Annotated in this window: 8 protein-coding genes and 1 pseudogene; 3 read left to right on the forward strand and 6 right to left on the reverse strand. The window is 49.9% G+C overall.

The features are described from left to right. Positions 1–30: 30 nt before the first annotated feature. Positions 31–1,413, forward strand: coding sequence for a sodium:alanine symporter family protein (locus E6C74_RS14725; protein ID WP_136486542.1), 1,383 nt, complete (start codon positions 31–33; stop codon positions 1,411–1,413). A gap of 86 nt (positions 1,414–1,499) precedes the next feature. On the opposite strand, the gene E6C74_RS14730 is transcribed toward E6C74_RS14725, so the two are convergent. The 3 genes and pseudogenes from E6C74_RS14730 to E6C74_RS14740 form a co-directional block, all read right to left on the reverse strand. Continuing rightward, positions 1,500–2,138: a LysE family translocator gene (locus tag E6C74_RS14730; RefSeq protein ID WP_136486544.1), complete on the reverse strand. Its 639-nt coding sequence runs from the start codon at positions 2,136–2,138 to the stop codon at positions 1,500–1,502. Between the two features lie 254 nt (positions 2,139–2,392). Next, positions 2,393–4,294, reverse strand: a pseudogene (locus E6C74_RS14735) (type VI secretion system tip protein VgrG); the annotation flags it as partial. A 192-nt stretch (positions 4,295–4,486) separates the two neighbouring features. Continuing rightward, positions 4,487–5,005, reverse strand: coding sequence for an Hcp family type VI secretion system effector (locus E6C74_RS14740; protein WP_136486549.1), 519 nt, complete (start codon positions 5,003–5,005; stop codon positions 4,487–4,489). Between the two features lie 346 nt (positions 5,006–5,351). Between E6C74_RS14740 and E6C74_RS14745 the strand changes: the two genes are divergently transcribed. Beyond that, a complete protein-coding gene (locus E6C74_RS14745) occupies positions 5,352–6,836 on the forward strand; it encodes a carboxypeptidase M32 (protein ID WP_168797036.1) in 1,485 nt (494 codons plus the stop codon). A gap of 73 nt (positions 6,837–6,909) precedes the next feature. Here the strand turns inward: E6C74_RS14745 and E6C74_RS14750 are convergent, their stop codons facing one another. From E6C74_RS14750 to hrpA, 3 genes are all read right to left on the reverse strand, one after another. Next, positions 6,910–7,239, reverse strand: a complete 330-nt coding sequence (locus E6C74_RS14750) for a hypothetical protein (RefSeq protein WP_136486554.1) — start codon at positions 7,237–7,239, stop codon at positions 6,910–6,912. Between the two features lie 224 nt (positions 7,240–7,463). Then, positions 7,464–7,940 carry a porin gene (locus tag E6C74_RS14755; protein WP_136486556.1) on the reverse strand — a complete coding sequence of 159 codons (477 nt, stop codon included), beginning with the start codon at positions 7,938–7,940 and terminating at the stop codon, positions 7,464–7,466. 118 nt (positions 7,941–8,058) lie between these two features. Further along, positions 8,059–11,982 (reverse strand): ATP-dependent RNA helicase HrpA, encoded by a 3,924-nt coding sequence (gene hrpA / locus E6C74_RS14760; RefSeq protein WP_136486558.1) that lies wholly within the window; start codon positions 11,980–11,982, stop codon positions 8,059–8,061. Between the two features lie 183 nt (positions 11,983–12,165). On the opposite strand from hrpA, the gene E6C74_RS14765 reads away from it, so the two are divergent. Continuing rightward, positions 12,166–12,753, forward strand: a complete 588-nt coding sequence (locus tag E6C74_RS14765) for an FMN-dependent NADH-azoreductase (RefSeq protein WP_136486560.1) — start codon at positions 12,166–12,168, stop codon at positions 12,751–12,753. The last annotated feature ends 287 nt before the right edge of the window (positions 12,754–13,040 follow it).

A 13,040-nucleotide genomic window follows, 5' to 3' on the forward strand; every position in this document is an offset into this window, starting at 1 on the left:
TCCTTAGATTTTGTTTATTAAGGGGAAAATATGACCAACCTTCTTTCATTATTACAAACTATTGATAGCTTCGTATGGGGCCCACCTCTACTTATTCTGCTGGTCGGAACCGGTATTTATTTCACTTTTCGTTTGGGCCTGTTGCAATTCCGTCATCTTCCGACCGCACTGAAAATGGTATTCAGCCGTGATAAATCTGAGTCCGCGCAAGGCGATGTGTCCAGTTTCGCTGCGTTATGTACGGCTCTATCGGCCACAATCGGTACAGGTAATATTGTGGGTGTGGCAACCGCAATCAAACTCGGTGGCCCGGGCGCCCTGTTCTGGATGTGGCTCGCTGCTCTGTTCGGCATGGCGACTAAATATGCTGAATGCCTTCTGGCGGTAAAATACCGTAAAACCGATGCCAACGGTCAGATGATTGGCGGCCCGATGTATTATCTGCAATACGGTGTAGGTTCAAAAGTACTGGCGGTCCTGTTTGCGGTATTCGCACTGGGTGTGGCGTGCTTTGGTATTGGTACGTTCCCGCAAGTTAATGCAATTCTGGACGCTACTGAAATTTCATTTGGCGCATCCCGTGAAGCCTCTGCTATCGTTCTAACCCTGCTGGTGGCCTTTGTTACCATTGGTGGTATTCAGTCGATTTCCCGCGTTGCCGGCAAAGTCGTACCAGCTATGGCAGTATTTTATGTCATCGCCTGTCTGAGTGTGATTGTCACCAACGCCGATCAGCTGTTAAGCGCTCTGCAACTGGTACTGACTTCCGCATTCAGCTCATCAGCAGCGACCGGCGGTTTCCTGGGCGCAAGCATCATGCTGGCCATTCAGTCCGGTATTGCGCGTGGCGTCTTCTCCAACGAATCTGGCCTTGGCAGCGCACCGATGGCAGCGGCGGCAGCCAAAACCAACTCTTGTGTAAAACAGGGCCTGATCTCGATGACCGGTACTTTCTTCGATACCATCATCATCTGTACCATGACCGGCCTGGCTCTGATCCTGACAGGTGCGTGGCAAAGTGATTTCTCTGGTGCCGCCATGACCACACACGCCTTTGCCGTGGGCCTGAACTCAGAAACCATCGGCCCGATGCTGGTGTCGATTGGTCTGATGTTCTTTGCGTTCACGACGATTCTGGGCTGGAACTACTACGGTGAGCGCTGTGTCGTCTTCCTGTTTGGCACCAAGGCAGTACTGCCATACAAGGTGGTGTTTATCGCTCTGGTCGCATCAGGCGCATTCCTGAAACTGGATATGATCTGGGTGATTGCCGATATCGTAAACGGACTGATGGCGATTCCAAACCTGATCGGTCTGATTGCACTGCGCCACGTCGTGGTTGAAGAAACCAAAGTATTCTTTGCCCGACATACCCGCTCTGAACAAACATCACTCGCCTCACAGCAATCATAATCGGGCTGCGGCATCGTAGAGATGCGATTGCAGCGATCAAAAAAGCGCTCGTTTGAGCGCTTTTTTGTATCTGACTCAGACCTAAATTATGCTGCATCTTTTTCCAGCAATAACTTTACGCCAAGTGCCACCAACACCAAACCGGTCGTGCCTTCCATCCAGCGCATAAAAGAGGCATTTTTAAGTAAGTTCTTGGCTGAACTTAACGCGCCCGCCAAACCGCATTGCCACACCATCGCAATCACAAAGTGAATGGCTGCCATCAACAGAGATTGCAGTAACGGCGAGTATTCCGGATTGATAAACTGAGGCAAAAACGCAAGATAGAACACCGCGGTTTTCGGATTCAGTACATTGGACAGAAAGCCCTCACGCAGCGAGCGTTTCACACTCAGTTCGGTGTGTGACAGCGTCGCCACATTCATGCCCTGCCCGGTTTTCAGCAAGGTACGCAAGCTAGAGATACCGAGCCAAATCAGGTACGCCGCACCAATCATTTTCATAATGTGAAACAGTTCAGCCGACTGAGTCAGGATCGCAGAGATGCCAATCGCGGAAAACGTCGCGTGCACAAACAAGCCGGCACAAATCCCCAAACTGGTGACACAACCATCAACCATACCGGCGCGGGAGGTATTACGAATCACCAATGCCGTATCCAGGCCCGGAGTTAAAGTAAGAATAGTTATTGCGATAAGAAACGCTTCAATGTTCTGGATGTACATATCAATCCCTGAAAATTCACAAGAAAGAACCTTATACCGTAAAGCGCTTGAACTGTCTTTAACAGATTACCATCAACTAAGAAAAGCCCTGCGATCATTGCAGGGCTTCAGCAATTAAAGCTCGACAGTCAGATTAATATCGCCAATAGCAAAGCGTTCAGTTAAAACGATCGATTCCGCTATCCTTTAAGAATAGCCATCGTTTAAGAATAAATGACCTGAGGCAAAACCGGGGACTGCGCTGCCTCGCCGCTAAATCCGCTGCCGCTGCCGGCGCCACCGCCTGAGTTGAGGTTAACGCCGGCGCCGGAGAGATGAACACCTGCCGGATCAACTTTGACAAAACTGCCGCCCGCTTTAACCGTGATTTCACTGCCCGCTTCAATCACCACTTTTTGGCCCGCTTTAATGTGTACTTCACTGCCTGAGTCATTCACCCAGACACTGCCAGCTTTAATATGCAAAGAACCATCGATGATCAGAGTTCGGTTGCCGGTTACTGCTTCGCGCTGTTCATTGCCGACGGTCTGGTGCTGATTGTTTTTGATCTGGCTAAAGCTATCGTTTTCCACCGTCAAATGCTGATCGTGCTTCACCACAGTGGTGCTGTCATTTTCCACCACCGCATCGAAATCTTTCTGGGCATGCAGATAAATCTGTTCACTGCCCGCCTGATCTTCAAAACTGAGTTCGTTATAACCTTCACCCTGATGCGTTTCACTACGCAAAATGGTTTTCGTTTTATGGTCCGGTAACAGGTAAGGTGCCGTGTTAGTCGCATGATAGGTACGTCCGGTTACAATCGGCTGATCCGGGTCGCCATTGAGAAACGAGACGATAACTTCGTGGCCGATGCGCGGTATCGCCACCATACCGTATTGACTGCCGGCCCATCCTTGAGAGACTCGAACCCAGCATGAGCTGTGTTCATCCCCATTCGAGTAACGATCCCACGGGAAATGCAGTTTTACCCGGCCGTATTCATCACAGAAGATCTCTTCGCCTTCCGGCCCCACCACCATCGCTATCATCGGGCCATCCACCTGAGGTCTTGGCTGAGGCCGGGCACGCCAGGTCACATGGCCCGGAATCAGAGTAAACTGATTCGCATAAGTCGTCGCGCCGCTTCCCGCCGCTTCTTCCAGAGCTTGTGGTTGAGCGCCCTGGTGAAAAGCACTGACCACCAGCCAATCCCGGTTCATTTCATCATCAGAATGGTCTTCGAGATCAAACCGGGTTCCGGCACGCAATAGCGGTTGATTACTGGTGCCGCTCGCTATACGCGCGTCACGACGTAAATACTCAAGGCGGATTTGGCTGAATGCTTTACCATTCACATCATCTTTGTAGCGTCCTGGCGCATCAAAATGCTGATAACCTGCCCGCTGATATTGCATTTCAGTGCCGTCAGCACTGTGGGCAAATGAGTAGGCTGGTTTTTTAAAGCTGTAGTCCTGCATACAGACCTGGCTGACTTCACTTTGTGTATGCTGGTTCAGGCCTGATATGTAAGGGCTGTCCATCACGCCACCGGCTAACGTATTGTAGGCAACCGGATCCGGTAGTTTAGGCAAGCTGTCGGTCGCATCGCTGAACACCAACGTATGCTTCCCTTCTTCATGGATGAAACGGTACACAAGGCCCTCTTCCGCGGCGAGGCGCAGTAAGAAATCGAGGTCAGATTCACGGTATTGAACGCAGAACTCGCGTTGACTGCACTCGCGGGTCAACGCAAAGGCGTAATCATTAATGCCCATTTCCTGCAGTAATACCGACAATATCTCCGGCACTGTTTGCAGTTGGAATATGCGACTGTTGTGACGCAGAGACAGACGTTCTAAGGCCGGAACCAGAGTCAATGCATAAAAGCTGTGGTGATGCCCGGTATCTGCCTGAGTAAACTCCCGCACAATGCCGTTCACTCGCTGTACCAACTCTTCGTCCCGATACATTCTGAGTTCAGCCTTTTGGTCAACGACCATATCCGCGCTTAAATTCGCTTGCCGGCTGGCCAGTTGCAGACGAAAACGAAAGCCATGACATGCGTCACCGTTGATCAGTTCACTGGATAAGGTTTCGTGTCCATCAAAGGCACGCACAACCAGTGTGTCTTCTTCCAGTCCTTCCACATGAATCTGATACTTTAACGTTGCCATTCTGCCATTCCTTGATATTTGGTGAAAATTATCGCGAGAATTCAATAAACCCTAAACGCAAAACACCCGACGACCATCTTGTATCAGGCGGTTCGGGGATGCTTTGTGCTTAGCGCTCAGAAGTTGCCCGCAGCAGCGGGCAACATTATTGACTCGTAACGTCATGCAAACGTTACTTGATTCGAGCGTAACTTACGCTTCGATTGGCTTGCGCCAGTCATCAGAACCTGAAGTCCCTGCGTTAACGTGATCCCAGGTAATCTTACGGTATGACATCGCAACCGTCAGATTCTGAGTGAAGTCCGCTTTAGCCGGATCCTGACAGTGCGGCATTTCACAATGGATATCGACAATAGAAGCGTTCTCCAGTTTCGTCGTGAAGAAGTTCTCTTGCTTACCTTCGATCGAAGTACGGTACCACTTCAGCTCAACATTCGTCATTTTTTCACCTGATGCCAGCGCGTTGTAAAGCAGAGGAACGGCTTTGTTCAGTGACACAGTGAAAGTAAATGGTTTGTGGACACGCTGGCCTGAAGGCTGACCAGATTGTGGATCAGTCGGTACAGTCACGTTATGGTCAAAGTACTGAACCAGCATCTGGTCTTCGTGGCCTTCGACGAAAGAATCGCCGATTGAATCAGCAGTACATGCGCCTGCAGTGATAAGACCCTGGGTTTGACCTTCAATTGAGATATAACATGGAGTTGGCATTGCTCATTCCTTTATGACGATGTAATAAAAGTCGTTGTTCATGAGCAAGTGGTGAATCAACAACCAAAGCTTATTCATAAACAAAGATAACTTTGCGCTCTGGCAAAAATCTGCATTCAGCGCGGATACACAGATTAAGGAGCAAAGTCGGTGCCAAAAGTGACGTCTATAAAAATCAAAGAGTTATAGTTTTACAGTTGGTAGTAGAGCAACATCCTGCCTCTGCTCAAGCAACTTCTTGCTTGGCGGGTAAGATTTCACTATGTCAAACACCGACCTGAATCACTTGTTAATCTGTTGCACGTTGATACACTTCCTGCACATTTTGTCTCACAAGGTCATTTCTATGAGCGCATTCAATAAGTTAGTTAAGCATTCCCAAAAGGTTTCTCATTTTAATCATCTGTCCGCGATTTGCGGCTGGGATCAGGCTGCGGTTATGCCGGTCGGGGGTGCAAAAGCCCGCTCTGAAGCGATGGCTGAACTGTCTGTACATATTCACGGCCTGATGACTCAACCTCAACTGGAAGACTGGTTTGCTGAAGCTGAAACCGAGTCGCTTAATCAGGAACAACATGCCACGCTGCGTGAGATGAAACGCCAGTGGCAACAAGCCAATGTCCTGCCAGAAGCATTAGTCGAAGCTAAATCGCTAGCCGGTTCTAAATGTGAGCACGCCTGGCGCACACAACGTAAAGAAAATGACTGGCAAGGTTTCGAGAAAAACTGGGCTGAAGTGGTCAGACTGTCACAGGAAGAAGCGCAGATCCGTGCCGAATCCACCGGTACAACGCCTTATGATGCCATGTTGGATATTTATGAGCCGGGAACCACCAGTGAAGCGCTGGATCGCGTATTTGCGGACGTAAAAACCTGGTTACCGGGCATGATCGATGATGCCATTGAAAAGCAGCGCGGCGACCTGGTTCTGGAACCAAACGGGTTCTACCCGACTGAGCGTCAGAAAGCGCTGGGGCTGGATGTGATGAAACTGCTTCAGTTTGATTTTAACCACGGCCGCCTCGATGAAAGTGTCCATCCGTTTTGTGGCGGTGTCCCTTCGGATGTTCGTATTACTACCCGTTACAATCAGGATGAATTCATTCAATCACTGATGGGAATCGTCCATGAAACCGGCCACGCACGTTATGAACAAGGGTTACCGCGTCACTTAGCGGGAACGCCGGCCGGAGAAGCGCGTTCTATGGGAATTCATGAATCCCAGTCTCTGTTTTTTGAAATGCAGCTAGGCCGCACTCCAGCCTTTATTGATCATCTGGCTCACTTGTCTGCCGAGCATTTTTCTGCTCACAATGACCGCGTATTCCAGGTTGCGAATATTCAAAAACTGTATACCCGGGTGAAAAAAGACTTTATCCGCGTTGACGCCGATGAACTCACCTATCCGGCCCACGTCATTTTACGCTACGAAATAGAGCGCGATCTGATGAATGGTAATATCAAACACACCGATGTGCCCGAGCTGTGGGACGAGAAGATGCGCGCCTCGCTTGGCCTGAGTACCAAGGGCAATTACAAAAACGGCTGCATGCAGGACATCCACTGGACTGACGGCGCATTCGGTTACTTCCCGAGTTATACCCTGGGCGCGATGTACGCGGCGCAGTTTATGGCAGCAATGAAACAAACCGTAGACGTTGATGCCGCGATTCGGAGTGGCGATCTGACTCCGGTTTTCACCTGGCTGTCAGACAACATCTGGAGTAAAGGCAGTACACTCACCACCGATGAACTGGTGAAGCAAGCAACCGGTGAGACTCTGAATGCCAAGCATTTCCGCACTCACCTGACCCAGCGTTATCTGGGCTAAAGCAAACGACTCGGGTAACACGATACCGGTTACCCGAGTCCGGTATTGTTCGTCAGAGTATACGTCGGCTAAATCACCCGAGCCGCTTGTTCCACTTGCCGCCGTGTTGAAGGCGGCAATTCTCTTCGCTGTCGAACCGTACCTGTTTCGCAATATCTTTGACTTGAACCTTGATGGCGGCTAACTCGCTTTTCAGCACCTTCAACAGACTGGCTTTATCAGCGTCATTTAAGTGCTGATTGGTGTCGAATACGCAGACAATGGTCAGTGAACGCGGAAAATCAGCGTAGTTGACTAAGTGAGTCAGCCACTCAAAGCCTTGATGGCTTTGTTTCAGGCTTTCACACACATCCGTCAAGGCAATACGCAGTGCGTTGTCTAGCTTCTTATCGTTTTTTTTCATAAAGATTTGGCTTGTCCTTCTCGCTTCATAACGCCGCGTGACAAATAGCAGCGCAGACTTAAAACGAGCCTTTTATACAAAGGCCGCATTTTAAGCGATTCAGAACTCAGGGTAAAATTACCAAGCATACCCAATATAGTGGAATATCGTTTCACAGCAGATAGCCCAATATTCAGATATAAAAAAACCAGCCATCACAGGCTGGTTTTTCAACGCACTACTTCTTACAGGAAGTGGAACGTCGCATTCAGGCTGAACGTGTCGATGCTGCCGTTATCCACTTCATATTTGTGGTAGCTGGCACCAACGGAAACTGGACCCATAAGGAAGTATTCAGCGCCAACACCGTACATGATATCGATATCGTCATCTTTGTTACCGTTCACTTCTGTTTCCCAACGATGCACACCACCACGCGCATAAACGTGCAGAGGACCGAAATCGATACTTGGTTTCAGAGCAACATACACCGTTGAGGCATCAAAGCTGTTGCCATCAACATCAAAGTCGCCAAAATCTGTGTAACCCGCTTCCAGACCAACGATTGGCAGAATGCCGGTACCCACGTGGATGTTGTAAGACGTACTTTCATCGCCTTTGTAATCGGCCTGACCCACAGAAGCACCGCCGTAGATCCAAGAGTCAGCCAGCGCTGTTGAAGATGCACTCAGTAAAGCAAGTGCCAGTAAAGTCTTTTTCATGATTAACCTTCTCATTGTTATTAGGCAATGCTCCCTGCGGTGATTCATTGCCACGTTGCGCCAAATTATAGTGATACTGATAATCTATGCAAATAATATGCCCGGCTTTCAACCACTTTTAGCACGCATCAATGGCATTTTTAACCCGTTTATCCGAAACCGGATACGGTGTGCCTAATTGTTGAGCAAAGAAACTGACCCGTAACTCTTCCAGCATCCAGCGAATTTCTTTCACGTTATCCGGAATCGCCACACCTTTCGGAATCTTATTGAGCAGCTCTTTGTAATCCTGAGTCACCGACTCAATCTTCAGCATATGCAGGCGATCTTTATTCGGGTCAATCGGCAGTTTTTCCATCCGGCGCTCAATCGCTTTCATGTAACGCAGAATATCCGGCAAGCGTTTCCAGCCACATTCTGTGGCGAACCCTTTAAAGATAAGCCCTTCAATTTGCGCTTTGATGTCAGACAGCGCAAATGCCATGGTAAAGTCAATTTTGCCTTTGAGACGCTTATTGATGTTATACGCCGTAGTGAGGATCGTCTCGACCTGCTGAGCAATATCGACCACAGTGTCACCCAGCTCCGCACGGACGAACTCTTTCAGCGCCTCAAACTCTTCAGGCTGCCACGCCATACCACCACGCTGCTCAATCAGCTTATCAATACCACAGGCAATACAGTCATCGATCAGATCCATCACCTTGCCGTACGGGTTAAAGTACAAGCCAAGCTTGGACTTGTTCGGCAAGTTCGCATGCAGATACTTAATCGGTGACGGCACGTTGAGAAGGATCAGGCGGCGCTGACCTTCACGCATCGCATTGTGCTGCTCCTGCTCCGTTTCAAACAGCTTGATCTCCACACTGTCTTTGTTGTCGACCAGCGCCGGGTAGGCTTTGACTTCAAAGCCGCCACGTTTTTGCTGATAAACGCGTGGTAATTCACCAAACGACCAGGTGTGCAGATCTTTCTGCTCAATATCGTCGTCGGCCACTTGCGACAGCGTTTCCTGCACCTTCTCTTTCAGGCTTTCTTTCAGCTCATGCAGATCCTGGTGCTCTTTCAGCTTACGGTTGCGATGGTCAACGGCACGGAACGTCATGCGCAAGTGTTGCGGCACTTGTTCCCAGTTCCAGTCTTCACGCAGCACTTCCACACCGGTCATACGGCGCAGTTCGCGCTCCAGAGCGCCCAATAACGGCCCCTCCATCGCTTTAGCTCGCGCCAAAAAGGCGTCGGCATAGTTAGGTGCCGGCACAAAGTTTTTGCGCAGTGACTTCGGCAATGACTTGATAAGGCTCATGACCAGTTCATGACGCAGCCCCGGGATCTGCCAGTCAAACCCTTCCGGTTCAATCTGGTTCAGGATCGGCAACGGAATATGCACCGTGACACCGTCACTATTTTCGCCCGGCTCAAACTGATAGCTCAGCTTGAGCTTGATGCCGTTCTGATGCCAGAAATTAGGGTAATCCAGCTCAGTAATATGGCTGGCATCGCCTTTGAACAGCATCTCTTTTTCAAAATTGAGCAGATCAGGCGTCGCTTTACCGGCCTGTTTCCACCAAGTGTCAAAATGTCGTCCCGAGACAACCTCGGTATCAACACGCTGATCATAAAACTGGAACAGCTCTTCATCATCAACCAGAATATCGCGGCGACGTGATTTATGCTCCAGCTCTTCCACTTCCTGTAGCAGGGCGCGGTTTTGTTTAAAGAAAGCGTGTTTGGTTTCCCACTCGCCTTCTACCAACGCACTGCGAATAAAGATTTCACGGCTCAGCGGCGCATCAATGTTACCGTAATTCACCAGACGCTTAGGCACGATCGGAATTCCGTACAGCATCACTTTTTCGTACGCCATCACTGCAGCGCGTTTTTTCGACCAGTGCGGCTCGCTGTAGCTGCGCTTAATCAGGTGTTTCGCCAGTGGCTCAATCCATTCCGGTTGGATCTTGGCCACCATACGCGCCCAGAGCTTAGAGGTTTCCACCAGCTCGGCCGACATGACCCACTTAGGCTGTTTTTTGAACAAGCCAGAAGCCGGAAAAATGTTGAAACGGGCATTGCGCGCGCCTTGATACTCGTTTTTCTCCGGATCTTTTGTACCGATGTGCGACAGTAACCCGACCAGAATCGCACTGTGTACGCTCTGATAACTGGCCGGCTCATCATTCAGTTTGAAATCCATCTCACGCATTGACTGATGCAACTGGAAATAGACATCCTGCCATTCGCGAATACGCAGATAGTTGAGGTAATCCTGCTTACACTGACGACGGAACTGATTGCTGCTGTGTGCTTTCTGCTCTTTTTTGATGTGTTCCCACAGATTCACCAAGGTCAGAAAATCCGACTCTTCGTGGAAGAAGCGGCGGTGCTTGTCATCGGCCGACTGCTGTTTATCACTCGGACGCTCACGCGGATCCTGAATCGACAGACCGGATGCAATCACCATCACTTCTTTCAGGCAGCCAAAACGCGGCGCTTCAATCACCATACGTGCCAGGCGCGGGTCAATAGGCAGACGGGCCAGCTTACGGCCAATCTCAGTCAGGCGCTTTTTCGGATCTTTGGCTTTATCGTTAATCGCGCCCAGTTCTTCGAGCAGACGCACACCATCCTGGATGTTACGTTTATCCGGCGCTTCAACAAACGGAAACGCTTCAATGTCACCCAGCCCTAATGCGGTCATCTGCAGAATTACGGACGCCAGATTGGTACGCAAAATCTCCGGGTCGGTAAATTCCGGACGTGACAGGAAGTCCTCTTCTGAATAGAGGCGGATACAGATCCCCTCTTCGACACGGCCACAACGGCCTTTACGCTGGTTAGCACTGGCCTGCGAAACCGGCTCAATCGGCAAGCGCTGTACCTTAGTGCGGTAACTGTAGCGGCTGATCCTTGCCGTACCCGGGTCAATCACGTATTTGATGCCCGGCACCGTCAGTGACGTTTCCGCCACGTTGGTCGCCAGAACGATACGGCGTCCGGCGTGCGGCTGGAAAATCTTGTTCTGCTCACCGGCCGATAAACGGGCATACAGCGGCACAATTTCGGTGTCGCGCAGCTTACGTTTGCTCAGTGCGTCCGCGGTATCACGAATTTCACGTTCACCGTTCATGAAGATCAGAATATCGCCCAGGCCTTCATCGCACAGTTCATCCACCGCCTCGAAAATGCCTTGCAGCTGGTCACGATCGCTTTCATCTTCACCGGCCAGCGGGCGGTAACGGGTTTCCACCGGATAGGTCCGACCGGAGACTTCGATGATCGGCGCGCCACTAAAGTGGTTAGAAAAACGCTCCGGATCGATGGTTGCCGACGTGATAATAACTTTCAGATCGGGGCGACGCGGCAGCAGCTCTTTGAGATAACCCAAAATAAAATCGATATTGAGGCTGCGTTCGTGCGCTTCATCGATGATGATGGTGTCATACTGATTGAGAAAACGGTCGTGCTGGATTTCTGCCAGCAGAATACCGTCCGTCATCAGTTTGATTTGCGTCTCGTCAGAAATCTGATCGTTAAATCGCACCTTATAGCCGACGAAGCCACCCAGTTCGGTTTCCATCTCTTCTGCGATACGGTTCGCTACCGAGCGCGCCGCCAAGCGGCGTGGCTGGGTGTGGCCGATCAGGCCAAACTTACCGCGTCCCAGCTCAGCACAAATTTTCGGCAGCTGAGTGGTTTTACCTGAACCGGTTTCACCTGCGACGATCACCACCTGGTGCTGTTCAATCGCTGTGGCGATATCTTCACGTTTCTGGCTGACTGGCAGAATTTCGGGATACTCGATTTTTACTTTATGTGCGCTGCGTTGCTGCACCACCATCATCGACTGAGCGATATCGAGGGCAATTTCGTCCAATGCCGCATCACGTGCCTGCTCGTTTTTAATTTTACTGGCACCGGAAATACGTTTGTTGAAGCGAAAACGGTCTTTGATAAGGCACTGATTCAGTGCCTTTTTCAGCGACTGCACATTGTTGGATTTGGCAACCGCGTTCTTTTCTGTGTTGGGCTGTGACTGAGTCAAAGCAGGTCCTATTCATTTTTCACTTAAAACTGCGCGGATTGTATCACAGAGTTATGCCGACGCAGGTATTTGCAGTCGTTCAAATTTTTTGAATGAGTTCAGCAAATCCACCTACTTAAGATGTCGCGAGTATCTCATTATTATCACTTCCCTAACGTGTTACCTCCAATTAAGGAACTTCTTATGTCTCGTGTACTTGCACTTAAATCCAGCATCCTTGGCGAATATTCTCAATCAAGCAAACTGCTCGATGCTTACCTGACCAAATTTGACCAAAACGAACTGACCGTGCGTGACCTGGCGGCCGAACCTCTGCCAGTACTGGACTTCGCAGTCGCAACTGCGCTGCGCTCAAGTGAAGATCTTTCTGAAGAGCAACAAGCTGTTGTCGCGCTGTCTGACACTCTGATCGCAGAAGTCAATGCAGCGGACACTCTGGTAATTGCTGCACCAATGTACAACTTTACCATCCCAACGCAGCTGAAAAACTGGATTGATCTGATTGCGCGTGCTGGCGTTACTTTCAAATACACGGAATCAGGTGTCGTGGGTCTGTTCGAAAACAAAAAAGCAGTCGTGATCACCACTCGTGGCGGTATCCATAAAGATTCAGCGACTGACGTGGTAACGCCTTACCTGAAAACAGTTCTGGGTTTTGTCGGTATCAGCGAAGTTGAATTCGTGTACGCAGAAGCGCTGAACATGGGTGAAGAGCCGGCAGCAAAAGGCATTGAATCAGCGAAATCTCAGCTGGACGCCATTACTCTGTAATTTCTGCCCTGTAATTTGTACTCGGCCATATTGCCGAGCACCAGCGCCTGAATACCCAGTATGCAGGCGCACAAGGAAAAGTGAAGCCCAAGCATCTATTCACTTTGCTGACTAAAAGGCAACGTAGTCATACGCTGCCTTTTTATTTATCTGTTTCCAGCTATCGGATTCCGACTCTTTGCCAACCGGGGAAATGTTGCCCATTCACTCTGCTTTTTCTCACCATTTACGCTCGATCACTCACTTATTGTACAACTGATGAAAATAACTCTTAGTTTTCAAGCAAA

Origin of the sequence: Vibrio sp. H11 (assembly GCF_004804295.1) — a bacterium.
GTDB classification, from domain to species: domain Bacteria; phylum Pseudomonadota; class Gammaproteobacteria; order Enterobacterales; family Vibrionaceae; genus Vibrio; species Vibrio ostreae.

Coding starts and splice junctions, on each gene's coding strand:
- E6C74_RS14740 (WP_136486549.1), bottom strand. CDS start 5,005: ATGCCAACTCCATGTTATATCTCAATTGAAGGTCAAACCCAGGGTCTT.
- E6C74_RS14765 (WP_136486560.1), top strand. CDS start 12,166: ATGTCTCGTGTACTTGCACTTAAATCCAGCATCCTTGGCGAATATTCT.
- E6C74_RS14730 (WP_136486544.1), bottom strand. CDS start 2,138: ATGTACATCCAGAACATTGAAGCGTTTCTTATCGCAATAACTATTCTT.
- E6C74_RS14755 (WP_136486556.1), bottom strand. CDS start 7,940: ATGAAAAAGACTTTACTGGCACTTGCTTTACTGAGTGCATCTTCAACA.
- E6C74_RS14745 (WP_168797036.1), top strand. CDS start 5,352: ATGAGCGCATTCAATAAGTTAGTTAAGCATTCCCAAAAGGTTTCTCAT.
- E6C74_RS14750 (WP_136486554.1), bottom strand. CDS start 7,239: ATGAAAAAAAACGATAAGAAGCTAGACAACGCACTGCGTATTGCCTTG.
- E6C74_RS14725 (WP_136486542.1), top strand. CDS start 31: ATGACCAACCTTCTTTCATTATTACAAACTATTGATAGCTTCGTATGG.